We start from the raw sequence: 22,186 nt of genomic DNA, 5'->3' as shown, positions 1-22,186 counted from the left end.
GGACAGGAGATATTTAAATCTCTCGGTTCTTTTGCTCCTGCAATGGGGATGGCTGGAACTCTTATAGGTTTAATTCAGATGCTGCAGAAGTTAAGCGATCCCTCCCAAATAGGAGGTGGTATGGCTACTGCAATGATCACTACGTTTTACGGTGTATTAATGGCGAATCTTTTATTTTTACCTATGGCAGGCAAACTTAAGGTAAGAACAAAGCAGGAGCTTCTTGTAAAGCAGCTTGTGATTGAAGCAATAACATCTATTCAGGCGGGAGATAATCCAAGACTGCTTCGCGATAAATTGGTGACATTTATTGCTCCGAAGCATAGAATAATTGAAGAAGGTAACGGTTAATGGCAGAGAGGAAAAAAAAATGTGAAGATTGCGGGGGGGGAGAATGGGCTTTAAGTTATGGTGACATGATGACACTTTTGTGTACCTTTTTTATTCTTATAGTGTCATTTTCCAGTACAGAACTTATTAAGTTTCGTCAGGCCATGGGTTCAATGAGGGGCTCAATGGGAGTTTTGTTAGAACAGGACGGAGCCTCAATTATTGCCAAAAGCAATAATAGTCTTGTTAAATCACAAGATAACAGTCAACCATCCTTTCAGATACTTCAGAATTTTGAAGAGAAGATATTCAAACTTGATATTGAGAATGGTGTGGAGATTGAAATAAAGAATGACGGATACAATATCAGGCTGAGTGATGATTTAATCTTTGCACCGGGCACTGCCAAACTTAATCCTTCAATGTATGATATTCTGGATGACCTGGGCATTATAATTCATTTTTATGCACACAATGTTAAAGTGGAAGGGCATACGGATAATGTGCCGATATTTAGTGATAAGTTCGGTTCAAACTGGGAGCTGTCTGCTGCAAGAGCGATAAGTGTTGTAAAGTATTTTGTCAATAATCTCGGAATAGACCCCACACGCTTTACTGTTGCAGGATGCGGAGGGAATAAACCTCTCTTACCGAATACTACTCCTGAGAACAGAAGAAGAAACAGAAGGGTTGAGATATACATTGTAATTCGTGATAAAAATAATACCACGGGATAGAAACTACTCTGCCGGTAGATAATATTTAACTACTCATAATAAAATAGAGAGAGCGGCCCTGTTTATGGCCGCTCTCTCTATTATTGTAACTCTCGTATTATCAGCATGATATAACTTATAAAATGATGATGGGATTATTCCTTTCTATGGCATGCTGCTTGCTTTTGTAATACCTGAAGCCAGGATACATTTATAGTAATTTTGTTTTTAATTAAAAAGCAGAGATTTGAATATGGCAGAAGAAGCAGTAAAACCAAAAAATAAAATGGTTATGTGGGTTGTAATCGGAATTGTTGTAATTATAGCGGAAATACTATTGTCCTATGTGGCTGTTACAAAATTCCTCATGCCAAAACCTTCACAACCTGCAATTACGGAGAAGGTAGATAATTCAGATAAACAGGCGCAGCAGGATAAACCCAAGAAAGTGGACAAGAAAAAAAGTAAGACTGTGCATAAGCCTGAAAAAAGCAAAAGACCGGAAGATCCTGATTTTGCTCAAATACGGGGAATCTATACTTTATCTGATTTTGTAATAAATCCGGCAAATTCAAACGGGAAGCATTTTTTTGTTTTATCAGCTGTTTTTGCTTTTGATGATAAATCAAAAGAGGAGTTAATAAAAAAACGGGAACCTATTTTAAAGGATAAGTTGATTTCTGTATTAGGCAGGAGAACTTTTGAATGGTTTGGAGAGAATAAAAACAGAGATGTTATCAGAGGGGAGATGGTTGCTGTAGCACAAAAAGTTCTTGAGTGTTCATCGGGTATTCATGTTTATTTTACAAAATATGTCCTGCAATAAGGAGTCTTATCGTGGCTGAAGTCTTATCACAAGAAGAGATAGATGCTCTGTTAAACAATGTACCAAACGAGAATAAAAAACAGAGTTTTGCTCATCAGAGTGAAATGCGTGAAAATACATATCTTTACGATTTTAAGCATCCAAATAGAGTGACAAAAGACCAGATGAGAAATTTGCGTACTATTCATGAAGGATTTTCCCGTATACTTGCAACATATCTTACAACTTTGCTCAGGACAATGGTTGATGTCCATCTTCTCTCCATTGACCAGGTTACGTTCCTTGAATTTACACTAGCCATGTCAAATCCCGGCTGTATATGGATTTTTGAACTGGAAGATTATAAGGGAAAAGGAATAATTGAGGTTGGCCCGGAATTTGTCCTTATGACTATTGAAAGGCTGTTTGGAGGAGAGGGCAAACATTCAGGGGAAGTAAGGCCGTTATCTGCTATTGAACAGAATGTATCAAGTAAAATTATAAACAGGTTTATGCAGCTCTATACAGAAGCATGGGAAAAGGCAACTCCTCTTAAAACAAAAGTAATCGGATTTGAGGAAAATCCGCAGTTCGCACAGGTTGCCCCTGCAAGTGAGACAACTGTTGTAATGTTTCTGGAAATCAGCGTGCGCAACGCTACATTTCCGGTTAATATCTGTTTCCCATATTATGTACTTGATCCCATAATTGAGAAACTCTCTGCAGATAACTGGCTTGGACCCACATTAAAAGAAAAAACTGAAAATGATGCAAAAAAGGTTGAGAGTACGTTAAAAAATTCAGAAGTCCTTCTTACTGTTAATCTCGGTAAAACCGATCTGCTGTTAAAGGATATTTTAGATCTTGAGAAAGATGATGTTATAATACTTGATTCGGAGATTGATGATCCGGTTGAGATACATGTTGAAGATAGGCTTCGTTTCCGTGGGCATGTCGGCACCAAAGGCGATAAAGTCGCAGTGAGTGTTGATGAAGTTATCCCATTCTCAGGTGTGATTGAGAATGCATTGAAAAAACGTATTCACGGGAAAAAGGAAGAACGGGGATAGAAAATTAACTGGGCGTAAGGAATAATGGTCAGGAAGACTCTAATTGAAATCTTGAGAAAAATGTTGAAACAATATCGAAGAATTATATGCATAGTTGAGTTGATAATGGAGGAATCAAGTGAGTAACGGCGAAAAAGAAGAAGAGAAAAAAGTTGATGTTAAGGCCAGTCAATTCGCCCCGATCGGTACGGAAGCCGGGACTGTATCCGGGCCCAATAATATCAGCATGTTGATGGATCTTGAGCTTCCTGTAGCAGTGGAACTAGGTCGTGTACGCATGCTGGTTAAGGATATACTGGGCCTTGGCCCCGGTGCTGTAATAGAACTTAACAAGTTCTCCGGCGAACCTGTAGATGTATACGTGAATAATAGAAAGTTCGCTGAAGGTGAAGTAGTAGTTATCGATCAAAATTTCGGTGTTAGAATATCTGCACTTATAGGGCCGAATGAGAAACTGGAGAATTTACAATAAACAGCAGGATGCTGTTATGACTTTGAAACAGATACGAATGGAATTTTTTCTTTTTTTAATTGCAGTTCAGCCTGTTAATTTTGTACGGGCTGGAATTGCAAAAGTTGCCGGAAATGATACTTTAAATGCCGGTACAGGGAGTTCTTTATCTGATTCTGCTTTTCAGAATCAGCCGGATAGTTTCGGGGGAGCTTTTGTTAAAACCATACTTGCCTTACTTGTAATTCTTGCCGTTGTTTATATACTTGCTGTTTTTCTTAAGAGATTTGTTAACAAAAACCAGTCCTCAGGTTCCATACCTGTAAATGTAGTAGGCTCAAAGCTCTTCAGCCCTAAGAAGGCGATATATATAGTTGATGTCCAGGATAAAAGATTGGTCATAGGTGTTACAGATTCCGCTATTACAAAACTTGCAGAACTTAATATTGATGAAGAGAAAGATGTGTTGAATGAAAACAGGGAAATCGAAGATGCCCGTTCCTTCAAATTGCTGTTCTCGAATATGCTGAAAAGGAGGAAGCTGTGAAAAGGAGCGGAAAGGGCGGAGTCAGAACAATATTATTTATTGTAATAATTATGGTTTTTATTATCCCTGTTGTTATTAATGCTCAGACAATACTTCCGAAAATTACAGTAGGTGTTGACCAGGCACATAGCCCGAAGGATATTGCAGTAACTCTTCAGATTGTGTTATTGCTTACAGTACTTTCACTTGCGCCCGGAATACTTGTGTTAATGACATCTTTTACGCGGATAGTTATAATATTTTCTTTTCTGCGGCACGCTCTGGCAACACAGCAGGCTCCTCCTAACCAGGTTATTGTAGGGCTTGCTCTTTTTCTTACAATGTTTGTTATGGCGCCTACAGGTAAAAAGATAAATGATGAAGCGTTGCAGCCTTATCTGAATGGAAAAATATCCCAGGCAGAGGCATTAAAAAATGCAGAAGCTCCGGTAAAAGACTTTATGCTAAAACAGACGAGAGAAAAGGATCTCGCACTCATGGTAAGCCTTTCAAAAGGCGTAAAGCCGAAGTCTGCTGAGGATATTTCTATTCTTGTGCTGGTTCCTGCTTTTGTAATAAGTGAACTGAGAATAGCATTCCAAATAGGATTTTTAATATACATTCCTTTTCTGGTACTTGATATGGTTATTTCAAGTGTGCTTCTGTCAATGGGAATGATGATGTTGCCTCCGATGATGATATCTTTGCCGTTTAAGCTGATCCTTTTTGTATTGGTCGACGGTTGGAATCTTATTGTCGGATCAATAGTGGCCGGGTTTAAATAACAGGATTTGTCAATGACTACTGATTTTGTAATTTCAATAGCGTATCAGGCTTTATACACCTTGATTATTGTTGCAGCACCTCTCTTGATTGCAGGATTAATTGTAGGATTGGGGGTGGGGATTTTTCAGGCTGCAACATCAATACATGAAATGACTTTAACTTTTATCCCAAAGATACTGGCAGTTGCCGGCGCTCTTGTTATATTTTTGCCCTGGATATTGCGTATGCTTCTCGGATTTACTATAAAGCTGTACAGCATGATACCTGCAGTTGCACATTAAGGGAATTAAAGAAATAATGGAAATTGTCTGGAAAAATATTGAATTGTTTACCCTTTGCTTTGCCCGCGTTTCGGCTTTTATGTTTTTAATGCCTGTGATGGGCAGCAGAACAATACCGGCTCAGACAAGGGTTGGAATTTCAGCCCTGCTGTCAATTTTTGTGCTTTCAATAGCAGGCGGCGGCTCTGCTCCGGTTATCTATGATTTTATTCATTATTCTATAGCAGTAATAAAGGAGATTGCGGTTGGGCTTGCTTTGGGATTTACTACAAAGTTTCTTTTTGTAGGTATTCAGATTGCAGGAGAGATAATAGGCGTGCAAATGGGATTTGGAGTAGCAAAAGTTGTAGATCCCGCATATCAGGCGCAGCTTTCCCTGATTGCAGAGTTCCAGACTATGATTGCAATGCTCATATATCTTTCTATAAACGGGCACCATTTTTTATTGAGAGGGCTTGAATTAAGTTATTCTGTTGTACCAATTAATATGGCTGTTTATCACAGTGGAATAGTAGGGCAGATAGCAAATATGGCCTCCGGGATTTTTGTGTCTGCAGTTAAAATCGGGGCGCCTGTCATATCTTCATTGCTGTTGAGTAATGCAGCGCTCGGTATACTTGCGAGAACGGTTCCACAGATGAATATTTTTATTGTGGGGCTTCCTCTTAAAATCGGTGTGGGCTTTTTGGCGTTACTTGCAACAATAACGCTTTTTCAGCACATATTCAGAAATCTTTGGGCAGGTTTTCAACATGATTTTGTAGCACTTGTCCATCTGCTGTTTTGAGGAGAAAATTGCATGGCAGAGGAATCATTCCAGGAACGTACTGAACAGGCTACCCCGCAAAAGCGGGAGGAAGCGAGAAAACGAGGACAGGTTGCCAGAAGCCCCGAGGTGAATTCTGCTGTTGTGCTGCTGATGAGTATGGTTGCTCTGAATTTTTTCAGTAAACCATTGCTTGAGAAATTGACATGGCTGATGAGATATACATTTATGCATCTTGGAACAATAACAATAACAACCAAGGCTGTGCCGAATCTTGCAATAGGCGGTATGGTTTTTATGGCATCAGTTGTCGGGCCGATTGCACTGCTTATTATGCTCGGGGGCGTTGGAGCTAATATCGCCCAGGGCGGCCTTGTGTTCTCAGCAGAGCCCTTAACACCCAAATGGGAGAAAATCAGCCCGGGTAAGGGGATGAAGCGGCTTTTATCAATGCGTTCTTTTATGGAAGTTGTCAAAGGAATAATAAAACTTCTGATTGTAGGATTTATAGGATTTTTGACGCTTAAGGCCGAATTGACGAATTTTCCGTATCTCGTTGATCAAAACACAGGGCAGATAATCAGTTTTATTGCAAGTGTCAGTTTTAAGCTTCTTGTGAGAATCGGGTTTGCCCTTATAGTTCTTGCTGTTTTGGATTTTGCATATCAGAGATATGAACATGAGAAAAAGTTGAAGATGACGAAACAGGAAATTAAGGAAGAGTTCAAACGTACGGAGGGGGACCCTCAGGTCAAAGCCCGTATTAGAAGTATACAGATGAAGCAGGCGAGGCAGAGGATGCTGTCCGATGTGCCGGATGCCAATGTAGTTGTTACTAACCCTACGCATTTAGCTGTAGCGTTAAAATATGACCCTGAAGATATGGATGCACCTGTTGTAGTTGCAAAAGGTGCGCGCCTTGTAGCAGAAAAGATTAAAGAAGTAGCGCATGAAAACAATGTACCCGTTATTGAAAACAAACCGCTTGCAAGAACACTTTTCAAATCAACTGAAGTGGGAGATGTTATTCCTGTGGATCTTTACAAAGCAGTTGCTGAGCTTCTCGCATACGTTTATAAACTTGGGAAAAAAGGCATGGGAATTTCAGGACAGGGAGTAGGTGAAAATCTATGGCAATGAACAGTAAACTTTTAAATCATAGCGATGTTTTTCTTGCACTTGGAGTTATAATCATCCTGATGGTTATGATTTTTCCGTTACCGTCTCCTGTAATGGACCTCTTAATTGCATTAAACCTCGCAATTGGCCTTTTGATTCTTATGGTTTCCATGTATATAAGCCATCCTCTTGAGTTTTCTGTTTTTCCCGGGCTGCTTTTAATAGTTACACTTTTCAGGCTTTCTCTAAACGTTGCATCCACAAGGTTGATTCTGGGGCAAGCTTATGCAGGCAAGATTATACTTGCATTCGGAGATTTTGTTGTAAAAGGCAATTATGTAGTTGGAATGATAATATTTTTAATTCTTGTAATTATAAATTTTGTTGTTATTACAAAAGGTGCAGGAAGAGTAGCAGAAGTAGCAGCACGTTTTACCCTTGATTCAATGCCCGGAAAACAGATGGCAATAGATGCCGATTTAAATGCCGGGTTGATTGATGAATCTGAAGCAAGAAAAAGAAGGAAGGAAATTACACAGGAAGCAGATTTTTACGGGTCAATGGATGGTGCGAGTAAATTTGTAAGAGGGGATGCAATTGCAGGCCTCATTATTACTTTACTTAATATTCTCGGCGGCCTTGTAATAGGTGTTGTTCAGAACCACATGGCTGTAGGAGAGGCAGTTAAAACTTATACGCGGCTTACTGTTGGGGATGGTTTGGTCTCTCAGATTCCGGCACTTATAATTTCCACTGCAGCAGGACTTGTAGTGACCAGGACTGCTACGGAGAGCAATTTCGGCAGGGACATATCAAATCAGATTTTCCACAGTCCGAGAGCAGTCTTCATTGTTTCCGGAGTACTTGTAGCTTTTGGATTAATTCCGGGTCTGCCATTGGTTCCTTTCCTTGTACTTGGAACAGTTACCGGTGCTATCGGATTTATTTCGAAAGGCGAAGAAGAGGCAGTAGAAGAGGAAGTACCTGAGGAGGTTAAACAGCTTCCCGAAGAGGGCGAAGAAGTAGAGAATTTTTTAAGAGTTGACCCTCTTGAACTGGAGATAGGCTATGGATTAATCCCTCTCGTTGATACGGAACAGGGAGGTGATTTGCTGGTTAGAATAACTCAGCTTAGAAGACAGTGTGCATCTGAAATCGGAATTATTGTACCGCCTATCCGAATCAGAGATAATATACAATTAAAGGCTAATGAGTACATGGTTCTTATCAGAGGGTCAGAAGCAGCACGTGGTGAGTTAATGCTCGGGCGTTTCCTGGCGCTCAATCCCGGAACTGTGGAAGACAGCGATAATGTTGAGGGAGTAAGAGTAACTGAGCCTGCTTTCGGGCTTCCTGCAGTATGGATTTCTGACATGGAAAGGGAAAAAGCGGAACTTATCGGATACACAGTTGTAGAGCCGGTTGCAGTACTTACCACTCACCTTCTTGAAGTAATAAAATCTAATGCACATAAATTAATTGGCAGACAGGAAGTTAATAATTTACTTGAAAATCTAAAGAAAGAGCAGCCTGTTCTTGTAGAGGAGCTTGTACCAAATCTTCTTTCCCTCGGGGTTGTGGAAAGAGTTTTACAGAATCTTCTTAAGGAGAGAGTTTCAATAAGGAACCTTTTTGCAATTCTGGAAATTTTATCTGATTATGCGGTAATGACCAAGGACAGCGACTTGTTAACTGAGTATGTCAGGCAGTCAATGGGCGAAATTATTACAAAGCCCTATCTTAATGATGCAGGTGTCCTTCAGGCAATTACCCTTGATACAGGGATTGAGCAGCTGTTCATTTCTGCTGTTCAGGAGATAGCAAAGAGCGGGGCGTCCGGCCGGATTGATCAGGCGGTTATTCCACCTGAACTGCTTCAAAAGTTTTACATGGAACTGCAGAGCCAGATTGAGAAAGTGCTTGGTGTGGGTATTCAGCCGGTTATGATAACTTCGCCTGGCATAAGATTGTATTTAAGAAGGTTAACTGAAACAAGTTTCCCGAATTTAATTGTTATCTCTTTTGCAGAGATTCCACCTGCGGTTGAGATAGAATCCATTGGTAGTGTGAGGATAACTGATGAAAGTTAAGAGGTTTCGTGCTTCAACAATGCGGGAAGCCCTGCAGATGGTCAGGGAAGATTTGGGCGACGAGGCTGTTATTCTTAAATCCGGAAAGATTGAACATTCAGGATTTTTTGATATGATGAAGAAAGAAAAAGTAGAAGTAGTTGCTGCAGTAGATGTTTCGGAACAGTCGAGTGCAGGGCACAAAGCAAATGAAAGAAGAATGAAAATGAGTAATCTGTCCTATTTTAAAGATAAAAATACGGATAAAAGCAGATTGCGTGGCAGCAGTGCGCAATCAAATTTAAAGCCGCCTGCAGGGTTTACTGACCTGCTTAAATCAAAAATTGAACAGGATAAAAATCCTGACCATAAGCAGAATGGAATTGTATCAAAAGGGATTTATGATTCTGATACGGATGCCGCACCATGGGTTAAACCTGTTCCCGAAAAAAGAACCCGACGGCCTTCACCTGTTCATGAATCTGCACGGAATCCCGTTCATGATGAAACAATAAGAAACATGCAGGAAGAGCTGAAGGACCTTCGTTCGCTTGTCAGGTCTGTGACAGGAAAAGCATCCCTTCTGAATGATCTGTCTATAAAAGAATTTGCTGATATGCCTGCACCATATGCGGAACAGGTAATGGCATTGATAGAACGAGGCGTTGAAAAACATATTGCAAAGATGGTTGTTGAGCGTGCAGCCTCATCCATGCCTGTTGATAATGTCCACAATACAAAGAAGCTGATTTCTGCTATCAGAAAAACAATGGGGTCCATGATAAAAACTGCCGGACCTATTACATGCAAGAAGGGAAAAACAAAGATAATCGCATTGGTAGGACCTACTGGTGTAGGAAAAACAACAACACTCGCAAAATTGGCAGCAAACAGCAAATTTGTATTTAATAAAAAAGTTGCATTGATTTCTGCAGACACCTACAGAATGAGTGCAATTGAACATTTAAACACGTTTGCGGGTATTGCCCATCTTCCAATCAGTGCTGTTTATTCCCCTGAAGAACTTTTAGCTTCTCTTAAGGCTCAGCAAGACAAAGATCTTGTTTTTATTGATACTGCAGGCAGAAGCCCCAAGGATAGAAAATTTCTTGTCGAATTAAAAGAGTTTATGGATTGTGCACAGCCGGACGAAATTCATCTTGTAATTCCTGCTAATATAAGATATATGGATTTACTCGAAACAATTCGGCGTTTTGGAATCCTGAATATAAACAGGGTCATTATAACAAAGACAGATGAGACAGTAGCGATAGGGAGTCTGCTCAACATTAGTTCGGAAATTGATAACCCTGTCTCATATATCACAAATGGCCAGACAATACCTGATGATATTGAACTGGCAAAAGGGGACAAGCTTTCACGGCTGATATTGGAGACAGTGTAAAATGGTACGAGAAGATCAGTTGGCCAATATAAGGAAAATGGCCAGACAGAGCAGTCTGGAAAATGCCAGAGTTATTACAATTGTATCAGGCAAGGGGGGAGTGGGGAAATCAAACTTGTCTCTTAATCTTTCAATTGCACTAAGAGAATCGGGCAGACAAGTGGCTCTTTTTGATGCTGATACCCATTTTTCAAATATACATATTCTGTCAGGTGGCCCGGAAAAAGGGACTCTTGCAGATGTGATATCAGGGGAAAAGCGCCTTAATCAACTGCAGGTTACAGAAGAGTCAGGTGTAAACATTATTTCCGCTCCTTCAGGATCGGAAACTTTTGATATGTCTGAAGAATACATCAAAGAAGAATTTTTTCATCAAATTTACAGATACAAATCAAGTTATGATTTTGTTGTGATTGATACAAGTGCCAGCCTGTCGCAGACTATAATTGATTTTTCCCTGCTTGCAGATGACCTTATAGTGATTATCACACCGGAACCTGCTGCTGTCAGTGACGGGTATGCAATGATAAAAGTTTTAAATAATATTAGGGATGGGATACTGTTTAATGTAGTTGTTAATTTTGTTGATTCACAAGAGGAAGCTGAAGAAGTATATGAGAGGTTTTCTCTTGTGGTTGAGCATTTTCTTGGTGCGGAAATTAAATTTTTAGGATTTATACAGGAAGACCGCAGTGTAAAAGAAGCAATAACCATGCAGAAACCCCTGTTAAGAGTTTATCCTGAAGCAAAAGCGGCACAGTGTATAAAAAAGATCGCAAGAGGAATTATGTCATGAAGCGGTTTCTTTATGCAATCTCACTTGCAATAAGTACAGTTGTTTTCTGCCTTGGGATGCTGAAAGGAGTAAGGATTTTACCTGCATTAGGGAGGAGTTTTATTGCATTCTTTGTGACCTATGCAGGAGGCCTTGTAGTTGCAATGGTATTTTTTACTACTTATTATTCTCAGAGTAAAAAAGAAAGAAATATGGGAAAAGAAATAAAAAAGATATCAAAAAATCAGGAAACTGCAGAGCATAAGGAGAGGGGTGACGATATTCAATGAGATCAGCGGTGGAAACAGAGAAAAAAAATGAAGTTTCAGGCATGTGGAACAGATATATTAACACAAAAGATGAAGCGTTAAAAAAAGAGATAGTTGTACAGTATCTCGGGCTGGTCAAATTTGTAATAGCAAGAATGTTTTCTCATCTGCCTTCATATCTTTCTTTGGAGGATCTTGAGAACACAGGAATAATCGGACTTATAGATGCTGTAGACAGGTTTGATCCGTATAGAGGTATTAAATTTGAAACTTTTGCAGTTCCGAGAATCAAAGGGGCAATCCTTGATGAGCTACGTTCCTATGATTTTTTGCCTCGGACAATGAGGGCAAAAGTCAAGGAAGTTCAGAAGGCTGTCCAACTCCTTGAGAAGAAATTGCAGCGCAGTCCGAGTGAGGACGAGATAGCTTCCGAACTTAGGATAGAAATTTCAAAATACAGAGCAATTCTCGGTAATTTAAGCCCAATCAGGTTCTTATCACTTTCCGATATTGTTGACGGACGGGACGAAGGAAGAATTGCCACCAATCTTGCATCTCAAACTTACTCCCGTGAGAACAGAATTAATGTTGAACAGCATGAAGTGAAAAAAATATTGGTACAGGCGATACAAAATCTTCCTAAAAATGAACGCTTAACAATTGCCCTGTACTACTATGAAGAGATGACAATGAAAGAGATTGCAGTAGTCCTTAAAGTGTCTGAGTCCAGAGTTTCACAAATTCATACTCAGGCTTTGATTAAATTAAGAAGTGCCATGGAAACAGCATTGAAAGATTGATTGGGAAGAGGATCAAATGACCGATCATATTGAACCGTCACATCTTGATGCACCGGTGAGAAGCCTCACCGGCTCCAGTATTACCAAACGTACAGCGGGTTCTTATCATGAAATAGAACGAAACAGCAATAAGGATAATAAACATTCTGAAAAGGATGAAGAGGAGAAGGAAAATAAACAGAAAGACGGGCTGAACCGCAATGAAGACAGGTATGAAAGGGAATTCGGAGATACTGTTAAAAAAAATGAAGTCAAGATAAAAAATGAAAATAAAAACAGCGATCCTGAAGGGCCCGGAGTTGTTATTGATGTTACAGTATAGAAAATTTAACCAATTAAAAATTAACCGGTGGGAAGGTAAAAGTTACCTGGTATCTGTCCCTGCTTTGCATAATTCATAAAGTTTGAAACGTATAAAGACATAATAAACAGTATGTTACAAAATAGTTGTGATGGCGGTTCATGGCATGAGGTTTGCTTTTTATGCAATTAAGGACAGGAGGGTAAGCTCCGGATGACAATTAATTGCTTGTATTATATTAAGAGGAGGTCGCAAAATGGATTTTGATCAAAAAGCATTGGAAAAGGCAAAAAAGATGAATACAACCGTTGTATTCGAAGGAATTAAACTTGTCGGAGATGTGCAAGGCACTCATAATTACTATCTCAACGGAGAGCTGGAAGGTACTATTGAACTTTCCGCCCTTCTGATTATCGGCAGATCCGGCAAGTTTAAAGGCGAAGCAAAGGCGGTGAATGTGATTGTTGAAGGTGAGTTCGAAGGTAAGTTAACTGCCAGTGATAAGGTGGAGATAAGAGATTCAGGAAAGTATGTAGGCGACATTCATGCACCAGCCGTACTCGTATCTGACAAAGCCTTTTTCCAGGGGAATGTAACAATGACGAGAGATCGTGAAAACAATACATCAGGATCACGTCCGCATATGCGTGAAGTCTCTCAGACATCAAATGAAAAGAGCGTTGCAGCAGTATCTTAACATACCCGGACAAATCTATAGGGTAATATTACAGGGCTTTAATTGTTTGTGCTACGTCCGGAGGAATGGATTCTTCCGGACGTATTTTATTTCCAATCCAGTAAATGTTTTTCAATAAATGCTATTACTTTTTTGTGAGCATCCCTTCCATTCCCTGAAACAGAAATAGGCTCTCCGAATTCAATAAAAATTTTCTGCGATGGATCTATCTTTCCAAAGTCTTTAATTATTTTACCATTACCCCAGGCGTTTGTTTTAAGTGCAACGGGCACAACAGGTACTTTTGCCTTTAGAGCAAGCTTGATGCCTATTGAATTGAATTGAGACGGGTTGAATTCAATGTGCCTTGTTGTCTGTGGGAAAACAATAATAGAAATACCGTTATTTAACTTCTCAATGCCTTCTTTGATCACGGTTTTAAAATCAGCCCTCGGATTATCTCTTGTCACAACTATCGGATTCCGTGCAGTCATTACATGTTTGAATACAGGATAACGAGTAAGCCCTTCCTTAATTACGTATGTTACCTGACGAAAAGGCTGAATTAAACATGGAAGAGCAAATGTTTCAAGAGTGCTCATGTGATTAGCGAGAAAAACACAAGGGGAATCGAGGTTTTTTACTATGTCCAGATTGTTAATCTCAAAAATAGCTCCTGCGGATTCCATTGCTTTGATTGTCCTGTAGCTGGATTTGACCCATTCGTTACCATCATACTTGCCTTTCCTGGCAATCGCTGACGCGTCAATAACGATTTTAATCAGCTTGGGATAAAAAACCAGGGAAGGTTTAAGCCTTGCGAGTATGGAAATTTTTCCGGGTTTTGTTTTATAATTATTTGAATTAGTAATGTAAATCACCTGAAACTCCTGAATTGATAGATATTATATTTTTTATGTAAATTCGGCAATTCCTTTTTTTACCTTCTCAAGTTTATCCACATTGTTTCTAAAAAAGGGTAAGATTGTCATTACTTACTGACATATTTTGTTACTTTAAGCATTTTGCGCTCAATGAATATTTTGATAGCCGGTGCAATTCCTTCCCCTTTTATCAAAGTTCTAAGTTCTTTTTTCAGATAAGAAATAAGTTCTTCCAGAGATTCAAAATTGTCTGGAATTGTTGTTTTTATTATATGTATGAATTCAACAATTCCTAATTTTTCATTCTGGAAAAGGGAGGTATTTGACATATAAACCCGTTCTGTTATTTCTCCGCTGTTAAGCTGATCTCTGCCTATGGAAATCATATCGTTCAGATCTTCCTGCAGGTCTTCCATCTCAACCTCAAGTATCTGCAGGAAATGTTTATTAATCTTTCTCATACTTATCTCCTTAATATTTAAGGATTAAGCTGTTCAGCAAAATACTTTGACAAATAACAATGCAGAAGTGAGTTGTATTATAAATTAATTTTTATACAGCTCCATAGCTGTTCCCTATTTAAATATTTCTGCAAGTTTTTTGTTTAAACCTTCACCTCTCAAATCCTGAGCAATAATGATCCCATTATTATCAATCAATAAAGTGTGGGGAATTGCATTGACTCCATACAACAGCCCTGCAGAGTTATTAAAACCCTTTAGCTCTGATACCTGCTTCCATGACATATGATATTTTTTAACTGCATCTATCCATTTATCACGTTTATTATCAAAAGATACTCCGAAAACCTCAAAACCTTTTTTGCGATATGTCTGATATGCCTTAACAACATTCGGGACTTCTCTTATACAGGGGCTACACCAGCTTGCCCAGAAATCAACAAGTACATATTTCCCTTTAAATGAAGAGAGTGATATTGGATTCCCGTCAGGGTCGTTCTGTGTGAAATCAGGTGCAGGCTGGCCTACTTGCACCTTTTTAAGCAGGTTGACGCGATTGCTTAATGATTTGTAATATTTGGTATCATTTAATGACGGATCAATTCCATTCAAAAAAGTTTCAAGTTCATCAAGAGGAGACATGACGCTAAAATATCTGTCAATGAAATATGGGCCCATAATATTGTCTTTATTATCAGCAATTATTTTTTTAACTTCCTCATTCTGTTGCTCATCAATACCGTCCCATTGTTTAATGATTTTCTCTATGGTTTTCTTGTCATTCTTTTGGGCAGCAGCTCTATATTGTTTTACAAGTTCGTCCTGTTTCTTTTTAAAAACATCAAGCCTTTTATTGCATTTTACAAGTAAAATATTCGATTTTGACCCGGTAATTACTGCATTATTAAGGCTGTCTCTATCGGCCGATATTGTGATTTCGCCAGGTTCAAGAAAAAAAGCTATACCTTGTTTCGGCCCGAAAGAAAGAAGTGCCAATTGCGGCTCTCCAATATTTCCTTTTAAAGTAAATTGCCCGTCCTTTATTTCCGTTGAATCAATTTTAATTCTGGTATAGCCTGTTTTACCTCCCCATTTGGTAAGAATAATTTTGCCCTCATTCAGCCCGTTGATTTTGCCGTTAATAGTAAAGTCAGATTTGCTGATTAATGAACATGCAGAAATTAAAATTGTTAGAATTAACATAGGCATTACTTTTTTCATTTTTCCCTCCTTAAGGAGAATGGTTAAAAAAATATGGGGTTTTTCCCATACAGGATGTGCAGATTTAAGGGTAATTGTCCGCATAGAAATAATGTAATAAAAATATTTAAAAATTCAATGAATTTTTAAATAGATAGGGGCAAAATGTAATGGCGATGCAGGTTATTAGTATCACCAAAGATTTGCTGTTTCTAATAAGAATGCATCGCCATTACAGGGACTATAATAAAAAAATGTTGTTTTCTCTGCATTCATGCACCATATCATCAGGCCAGATACTGCATTGAATCTCTCCTATATGGGCCTTATGCAGGAAAAGCATACATAGCCTGGATTGTCCTATACCTCCGCCGATTGAAGATGTGAGCTTGCCGTCAATTAATTGTTTATGAAAAAACAGGTTTGCCTTATCTTGCTCTCCTTTTATTTCCAATTGTTTTAAAAGAGCTTCTTTGTCAACACGAATTCCCATTGAAGAGAGTTCGAAATTTCTGTCAAGCACAGGATTGTAGACAATTATATCTCCATTCAGCCCGGTATATCCAGCGTCATTCGGTGTAGACCAGTCGTCGTAGTCCGCTGCTCTTCCATCGTGGGGCTTGCCGTTCTTTAAAGAGTTTCCTATGCCGATTAGGAAGACAGCGCCGTATTTTTTACACGCTTCATACTCCCGCTGCTGCGGAAGAAGATCGGGATAATCTTCTTCAAGTTGTTCAGTGTGAATAAACGTGATCTCTTCAGGTAAGAACCGCGTTAAGGATTCGTTCCTGTAGCAGATGTATTTTTCTGTTCGTACAATAACACTGTATATTTTTTTTGCGATTGTTTTTAAAAAAGAGAGATTCCTGTCATCAGGGGATATTACTTTCTCCCAGTCCCACTGATCAACATAAAGCGAATGCAGGTTGTCGAGATCTTCATCTGCGCGTATTGCGTTCATATCTGTGTACAGGCCTTCACCTGTGTCGAACCCGTATTGAGCAAGCATTAGTCTTTTCCATTTTGCAAGAGAATGCACTATTTCAGCTTTTAAATCTCCCAGCTCTTTTATGGGAAAGGATACAGGCCTTTCCACACTATTGAGGGTATCATTAATTCCGGTATTAGCACGTACAAAGAGAGGCGCTGTTACACGCACCAGATTTAATTCAAAAGCAATATTAGTCTGAAAGAATTCTTTAATCTCTCTGATTGCTTTTTCAGTCTCTTTGAGTCCCAGGGCAGGTTTGTACCCTTGCGGAATAATGAGTTGGGATTTCATTGTTACCCTCCGTTGGTTATTGTTGTTATTAAGATAAAATTTAGCTAATATAATAAGTATAAGCGAATTATGCAAGGGGAAAGATAGATTGGGAGTAGAAAGTTATAAAGTCTGTAAAGTAGAAAGTTATAAAGTTTGTAAAGTTTGTAAAGTTATAAAGTTGTAAAGTCAAATTTCAACTTTAACAATTCTATACTTTAAAACTTCTTACTTGATTACTCCCTACTTTACAACTTTCAACTTGATTGCTTTCTACTTATAACTTTATACTTTATAACTTTCTACTTGATTACTTTCTACTTTACAACTTTCAACTTTATAACTGTTTTGCTGTTTTCCGGTTAATCAATCCTTACAAACTCAATTCTGCGGTTTTTGGCTCTTCCCTCTTTTGTGGAATTGGATGCAATCGGATTAGCCTCGCCATATCCTGCAGTTTTCATCTGTTTGTACAAAACTCCTTTTGAAGAAAGATATTCCCTGACAGAATCAGCCCTTTTCTTTGAGAGACGAATATTTGATGATGCTCTTCCTATACTGTCTGTAAATCCTCTTATTTCCAGTTTGATTGAATGGTCTTTAATCAGTGCATCTGCCAGTTCGTCTAATTTTAATTTTGCGCGGTTTGTAAGATTTGCGCTGGCAAATGTAAATGTGATTTCAGGGAGGATTAATACGCTCCCTTTTTCAGGAACAACCGATTCCGGCTTTGTATCAGGGCATCCGTCGTTATCTTTATAACCGTTGATCGTCTCAGGTTTATCAGGGCATTGATCTTTTGTATCCGGGATACCGTCATTATCATTGTCAAGATCAGGGCATCCGTCTTCATCCTGGAAACCGTCAATATCTTCGGCTTTATTCGGGCATTTATCTTTTAAGTCAGGAATGCCGTCATTGTCATTGTCAAGATCAGGAACACCGTCGCTATCCTGAAAGCCGTCAATATCTTCAGGTATGTTGGGTGCTTTGTCTTTTACATCCGGTATGCCGTCTTTGTCATTGTCAAGATCAGGAGCTCCGTCCTCATCCTGGAAATTGTCAAAGTCTTCTTTTGCAAAGGGGGCCAGGTCTTTTTTATCCGGGATTCCGTCGTTGTCACTGTCTTTATCCGGATTAAAGAAAAGAGTAAGGGATACGAATCCTGAAATAAATCCGCTGTTAATATCCTTGCCTTTTCCAAGAAAGCTTGTTCCGATGTTATCAAGAGTCTGATCAAGAAGATGAGAGTATTTAACGCCGATATCGAGCCCGACTCTTTCGGAAAGAAATAGTTCAATCCCTGCAAGAGCGGCAAATGTAATGTTTGTCTGAAGGGATGTTTCAGATTTCCCCTCAGGAGGAATCGGAAACCATTTACTGTTTTTGTCAATTTTTCTGAGATCCCAGTATGTAAGGCCTGCGCCTGTGCCGATATAGGGGACTATTTTTTTACCACGGAGTAAATTAAGCCTTAAATTTACATCCCAGGGAAAGATATAAGTTTTGTAGGGAGCATTCTCCATAACATTAAAGTGGGAGTCAGGATCACGGGGGCGTACCCATCCTGCTGAAATAGATATTTGGCTTGTAACAAGAGAAGAAAAGGAATATTTAAGAGAGAACCCTTCAAAGTAACTTATGTTGCTGTGATCATAAGCCCCTCCTACAAGTTTTTCCATCCCTGCATAAAGGCCAAGCCCTGTCTGTCCCATTTGGTACTGTGCTGAACACGGCGGCAGGAAAAACAGAAAAAATGCTGCTGCCAAAGCAGGAATATATTTTGCTTTCATGATTTCCTCCTTGTTTAAGATATAATAAAATTTACAAAATAAACGGGTTTTAGTCAAGTGTTAATAACTTGATTATTATGTTTAATTTTATTACTTTAATCAATAGAATTTAACACATAAAGAGAGGCCGGTTTGAAAGAAGTTCAAAATATTCTCGTGTCAAGATTGAAATTTATGGGAGATGTTATTCTGACGCTTCCTTTAGTTCAAAATTTGCGTGTGGAATACCCCGAAGCTAAAATTTATTATCTTACAGCTCGGCCCTATGACCAGCTTCTTTTTAATCATGCAGATATTGATGAGGTGCTCTCTTTTGATTTGAACAATCCGGTAAATCAGTCTAAAATTATTTCAAAACTGCTGCGGAAAAAATTTGATATCAGTATAGATCTTTTTGGCAATCCGCGTACAGCTCTGCTGTCCTTTTTAACCGGTGCAAAAATAAGAATAGGGGGGGATTTCAGGGGCAGACGCGTACTTTATACTCACAGGATTAATAACAGTGGCATGAAACTCTCTTCCATTGAATTCCATCTTAACTATTTAAGGCCCCTCGGAATCGAACCGAATCATGCAATGCCCGGACTTTTTGTCACAGATCAGGAAGAGGCATGGGCGGAAAAATATATCCTCTCCATGGGATATAATATGGAAAAACCGATTATCGGCATTCATGCAGGCGCTACATGGCCTGCAAAAATGTGGCCTGCCGGCAGATTTGCTGAACTTGCTAAAATGCTGAAGCATGAGCTGGGTGCGGAGATATTTTTTACAGCAGGGCCTGAAGATTTGGATTACGTAAAAAAAATTATATCTGACTATTCCATTCCGGTTAAAATACCGGAAGTTTTAAGTATAAGGAAATTAATGGCTGTAATTAAACAGTTTTCTCTTTTTATATCCAATGACTGCGGGCCAATGCATGTTGCCCCTGCACTTAATATTCCGACAATCGGCATTTTCGGTCCGGGAGAGCCGGAGATATGGTTCCCGTATCAAAGAGGAAACGGGCACAGATTTATCCACAAAACCCTGCAGTGCAGCAGGTGCGGCAGGGATTTCTGTGACGATTTAAAATGTATGAATGCCATATCTGTTCAGGATGTTTTTTTTGAAGCAGCGGATATATTGTCCAAAAAATAGAAATTTGTCCGGAAAATGCCAAAATCAAAATTAAAATATGTGATTTCTGCAAGCAGAAGGGTTGATCTTGCAGCTTATTTTCCTGAGGAATTCAACAAATTGCTGAAGGAAAAACTGCCCCCTGAAAAAGTTCACACAATTGTTGTCTGGACTAAAAATCCTGTCAGAATGTTAAAAAATACAGAGCTTGTTACCACTCTTAAAAGTTATAAACAGCTATTTTTCCACGTATCTGTGACTGGTATGGGCGGGACAATTCTTGAACCGGGGATTCCTACGGCAGAGGAAACATTGAAAAGCCTGTCATCTGTGGTAAAATTGGCAAAATCTCCAGAGAGGGTAAGGGTAAGATTCGACCCTGTTGTTCATTTGATTCTTCCGGACGGGGAAAACTATTCCAATATTGATAAATTCGATATTGTGGCAGAATGGAGTTTAAAGGCAGAAATCCGTCACATGGTACTTTCGTGGATGCAGGTTTATCCTAAGGTAGAAAAACGCCTTACTGATAACAGTATTAAAATCATTGACATGAATCAGAATGATATTAAAAGAGAAGCGGATATGCTTTTGGCAAAAGCTATCCGAAAAGGTATTACGCTTCATTTCTGTTCTACCGCACCTCTTGAAACGTCACGATGTATTGACGGATTTCTGTTAACAAACCTCCACCCTGACAGAGAGATAGCGAACACTGATAAGGCAGGCGGCCAGAGGGCTTTATGCGGATGTACAAAGAGCTGGGATATCGGCTGGTATTACAAATGCCCGGGAGGATGTTTGTACTGCTATGCAAATCCTGCTGTGTAAACGGGAAGAAATGAATATTAAATAATTGTCAGTATTGATGAAAAATATTCGTTTAGCCTGAATAATTCATAGAACTGAGTATTAAGCTCAAAATCATCACATTAATAAAAACTTAGTTCAAAAGTTGAGTTTTCTGTAAATTGTTGTAATTAAAGCCATTATCTGCATTTTTCTGAGTTTTTATGAATAATCCAGGTTAGATGCTCATCCTTACAGGAAAATTCTTGACATTATGAAATTTTATTTGTATTCTTATGCATAACGGCTTTTATCCTCTTTTGTTTTTATGAAAGAGGGAGGGAGAATTGAAATGCAGGAGGCGCAACTGTACAAGTTGTGCCTTTTGTCATTTTAATATGTCAAATGGCTTAAAATGAAAGGAGAACGTCTTATGAAAGTGCAGAGAAGTTTTGTACTGATTTTTACCCTGATTCTATTTTCCATGGCTCTAACTGTTTCTCCCAGTATTTTTGGCGCTGTTACTTCACCTTTAGAACAATTCGGATTTACTCCCGGTGATGACGGCAGGCTGCTGACGTACGAAGAGATGATAAGTTATCTTAAGAAACTTGAATCTGAATCCCCGATGATTAAATTAGTGCCGATCGGCAAGAGCACTCTCGGAAAAACCATGTATGCCGCTTTTATATCCGATGCGGAGAATATAAACCGCCTTGATGAGCTGAAGGAGATAAATAAACGCCTTGCAATAGATCCGAACCTGTCTGAATCCGAAAGAAATGCACTTGTTGCAAAAGGCAGGGTGTTTTTTATAGCAACTCTTTCAATGCATTCAAATGAGGTCGGGCCGTCTCAGGCAGCTCCGCTGATTGCATATAGGCTTATTACAAGCACTGATCCTGAAATTCGTAATTATCTGAAAAATGTGGTATATATGATGATCCCGTGTCATAATCCTGACGGTATGGATATGATTGTTGCACATTATAAAAAGTATAAAAATACAAAATATGACGGATGTTCAATGCCCGGTTTATATCATAAGTATGTGGGGCACGATGATAACCGCGATTTTGTTACTCTTTCTCAAAAAGAAACACAGGTCATCTCAAGACTATTTTCATTAGAGTGGTTTCCTCAGGTTATGGTTGAGAAACACCAGATGGGATCCACAGGCGCACGGTTTTTTGTACCGCCGAACCACGATCCTATTGCTGTTAATGTGGATGCAGGGCTTTGGAACTGGATGGAAGTATTCGGAGCAAATGTAATCAAAGATATGACAGCCAAAGGTGAAGCCGGAGTATCATATAATTATATTTTTGATAACTACTGGCCCGGATCAACAGAAACCTGCCTTTGGAAAAATGTTATCAGCTTTCTTACAGAGTGTGCAAGTGCGCATCTTGCATCTCCTATTTATATAGAACCCAATGAGTTAAACGTAGGCGGTAAAGGGTTGTCAGAGTATAAAAAGAGTGTGAATTTCCCTCTTCCGTGGAAAGGCGGGTGGTGGAAACTTTCTGAT

At 39.1% G+C, this 22,186-nt stretch carries 25 protein-coding genes; 20 read left to right on the top strand and 5 right to left on the bottom strand.

Features of this window, described 5'->3' with window-relative positions:
- The 17 genes from J7K93_08425 to J7K93_08345 all read left to right on the top strand — a co-directional run.
- Positions 1-351, top strand: a 351-nt coding sequence (locus tag J7K93_08425; GenBank protein ID MCD6117026.1) for a MotA/TolQ/ExbB proton channel family protein, incomplete at its 5' end; no start/stop codon positions are given.
- Positions 351-1,067, top strand: coding sequence for a flagellar motor protein MotB (locus J7K93_08420; protein MCD6117025.1), 717 nt, complete (start codon positions 351-353; stop codon positions 1,065-1,067). The genes J7K93_08425 and J7K93_08420, both read left to right, overlap by 1 nt.
- A gap of 232 nt (positions 1,068-1,299) precedes the next feature.
- Positions 1,300-1,872, top strand: a complete 573-nt coding sequence (locus J7K93_08415) for a flagellar basal body-associated FliL family protein (protein MCD6117024.1) — start codon at positions 1,300-1,302, stop codon at positions 1,870-1,872.
- Positions 1,873-1,883: 11 nt separating this feature from the next.
- Positions 1,884-2,921 carry a flagellar motor switch protein FliM gene (gene fliM, locus J7K93_08410; protein MCD6117023.1) on the top strand — a complete coding sequence of 346 codons (1,038 nt, stop codon included), beginning with the start codon at positions 1,884-1,886 and terminating at the stop codon, positions 2,919-2,921.
- A 226-nt stretch (positions 2,922-3,147) separates the two neighbouring features.
- Positions 3,148-3,393 carry a flagellar motor switch protein FliN gene (gene fliN / locus J7K93_08405; GenBank protein ID MCD6117022.1) on the top strand — a complete coding sequence of 82 codons (246 nt, stop codon included), beginning with the start codon at positions 3,148-3,150 and terminating at the stop codon, positions 3,391-3,393.
- Entirely contained in the window at positions 3,368-3,919 is a 552-nt protein-coding gene (locus J7K93_08400) for a flagellar biosynthetic protein FliO (GenBank protein MCD6117021.1), read from the top strand. Before fliN ends, J7K93_08400 begins: the two co-directional genes overlap by 26 nt.
- 50 nt (positions 3,920-3,969) lie before the next feature.
- Entirely contained in the window at positions 3,970-4,683 is a 714-nt protein-coding gene (gene fliP / locus J7K93_08395; GenBank protein MCD6117020.1) for a flagellar type III secretion system pore protein FliP, read from the top strand.
- Between the two features lie 12 nt (positions 4,684-4,695).
- A complete protein-coding gene (gene fliQ, locus J7K93_08390) occupies positions 4,696-4,965 on the top strand; it encodes a flagellar biosynthesis protein FliQ (protein ID MCD6117019.1) in 270 nt (89 codons plus the stop codon).
- Positions 4,966-4,981: 16 nt separating this feature from the next.
- Positions 4,982-5,752, top strand: a complete 771-nt coding sequence (fliR, locus tag J7K93_08385; protein MCD6117018.1) for a flagellar type III secretion system protein FliR — start codon at positions 4,982-4,984, stop codon at positions 5,750-5,752.
- A 12-nt stretch (positions 5,753-5,764) separates the two neighbouring features.
- Positions 5,765-6,871, top strand: coding sequence for a flagellar biosynthesis protein FlhB (gene flhB, locus J7K93_08380; GenBank protein ID MCD6117017.1), 1,107 nt, complete (start codon positions 5,765-5,767; stop codon positions 6,869-6,871).
- Positions 6,868-8,940 carry a flagellar biosynthesis protein FlhA gene (gene flhA, locus J7K93_08375; GenBank protein ID MCD6117016.1) on the top strand — a complete coding sequence of 691 codons (2,073 nt, stop codon included), beginning with the start codon at positions 6,868-6,870 and terminating at the stop codon, positions 8,938-8,940. Before flhB ends, flhA begins: the two co-directional genes overlap by 4 nt.
- Positions 8,930-10,324, top strand: a complete 1,395-nt coding sequence (gene flhF, locus J7K93_08370; GenBank protein ID MCD6117015.1) for a flagellar biosynthesis protein FlhF — start codon at positions 8,930-8,932, stop codon at positions 10,322-10,324. The genes flhA and flhF overlap by 11 nt, the downstream gene beginning before the upstream one ends.
- Before the next feature lies 1 nt (position 10,325).
- The gene (locus tag J7K93_08365; protein MCD6117014.1) at positions 10,326-11,120 is read left to right on the top strand and encodes a MinD/ParA family protein; all 795 of its coding nucleotides are present in this window, start codon (positions 10,326-10,328) and stop codon (positions 11,118-11,120) included.
- Positions 11,117-11,389, top strand: coding sequence for a hypothetical protein (locus J7K93_08360; protein ID MCD6117013.1), 273 nt, complete (start codon positions 11,117-11,119; stop codon positions 11,387-11,389). Before J7K93_08365 ends, J7K93_08360 begins: the two co-directional genes overlap by 4 nt.
- Positions 11,386-12,168 (top strand): FliA/WhiG family RNA polymerase sigma factor, encoded by a 783-nt coding sequence (locus J7K93_08355; protein ID MCD6117012.1) that lies wholly within the window; start codon positions 11,386-11,388, stop codon positions 12,166-12,168. The genes J7K93_08360 and J7K93_08355 overlap by 4 nt, the downstream gene beginning before the upstream one ends.
- Positions 12,169-12,184: 16 nt before the next feature.
- Entirely contained in the window at positions 12,185-12,490 is a 306-nt protein-coding gene (locus J7K93_08350) for a hypothetical protein (GenBank protein MCD6117011.1), read from the top strand.
- Positions 12,491-12,725: 235 nt separating this feature from the next.
- Positions 12,726-13,166, top strand: coding sequence for a polymer-forming cytoskeletal protein (locus J7K93_08345; GenBank protein MCD6117010.1), 441 nt, complete (start codon positions 12,726-12,728; stop codon positions 13,164-13,166).
- Between the two features lie 86 nt (positions 13,167-13,252).
- Here J7K93_08345 and J7K93_08340 read toward each other — a convergent pair whose 3' ends face one another.
- The 5 genes from J7K93_08340 to J7K93_08320 all read right to left on the bottom strand — a co-directional run bounded on the left by J7K93_08340 (position 13,253) and on the right by J7K93_08320 (position 18,744).
- The gene (locus J7K93_08340) at positions 13,253-14,026 is read right to left on the bottom strand and encodes a 1-acyl-sn-glycerol-3-phosphate acyltransferase (protein MCD6117009.1); all 774 of its coding nucleotides are present in this window, start codon (positions 14,024-14,026) and stop codon (positions 13,253-13,255) included.
- Between the two features lie 110 nt (positions 14,027-14,136).
- Positions 14,137-14,490 carry a hypothetical protein gene (locus tag J7K93_08335; GenBank protein MCD6117008.1) on the bottom strand — a complete coding sequence of 118 codons (354 nt, stop codon included), beginning with the start codon at positions 14,488-14,490 and terminating at the stop codon, positions 14,137-14,139.
- A 114-nt stretch (positions 14,491-14,604) separates the two neighbouring features.
- Positions 14,605-15,711, bottom strand: coding sequence for an AhpC/TSA family protein (locus J7K93_08330; protein ID MCD6117007.1), 1,107 nt, complete (start codon positions 15,709-15,711; stop codon positions 14,605-14,607).
- Positions 15,712-15,931: 220 nt separating this feature from the next.
- Positions 15,932-16,972 carry an aspartate--ammonia ligase gene (locus tag J7K93_08325; GenBank protein MCD6117006.1) on the bottom strand — a complete coding sequence of 347 codons (1,041 nt, stop codon included), beginning with the start codon at positions 16,970-16,972 and terminating at the stop codon, positions 15,932-15,934.
- A gap of 341 nt (positions 16,973-17,313) precedes the next feature.
- Positions 17,314-18,744: an OmpA family protein gene (locus J7K93_08320; protein ID MCD6117005.1), complete on the bottom strand. Its 1,431-nt coding sequence runs from the start codon at positions 18,742-18,744 to the stop codon at positions 17,314-17,316.
- Between the two features lie 132 nt (positions 18,745-18,876).
- Between J7K93_08320 and J7K93_08315 the strand changes: the two genes are divergently transcribed.
- From J7K93_08315 to J7K93_08305, 3 genes are all read left to right on the top strand, one after another.
- Entirely contained in the window at positions 18,877-19,887 is a 1,011-nt protein-coding gene (locus J7K93_08315) for a glycosyltransferase family 9 protein (GenBank protein MCD6117004.1), read from the top strand.
- Between the two features lie 15 nt (positions 19,888-19,902).
- Positions 19,903-20,697 carry a DUF1848 family protein gene (locus J7K93_08310; GenBank protein ID MCD6117003.1) on the top strand — a complete coding sequence of 265 codons (795 nt, stop codon included), beginning with the start codon at positions 19,903-19,905 and terminating at the stop codon, positions 20,695-20,697.
- Positions 20,698-21,088: 391 nt separating this feature from the next.
- On the top strand, positions 21,089-22,186 hold a 1,098-nt coding region (locus J7K93_08305), incomplete at its 3' end, for a peptidase M14 (GenBank protein MCD6117002.1).

The organism is bacterium (assembly GCA_021158245.1).
Taxonomy (GTDB): Bacteria; Zhuqueibacterota; QNDG01; order QNDG01; family QNDG01; genus QNDG01.
The sequence above is the reverse complement of the archived record's forward strand: the minus strand, read 5'-3'. Positions and strand labels throughout refer to the sequence as shown.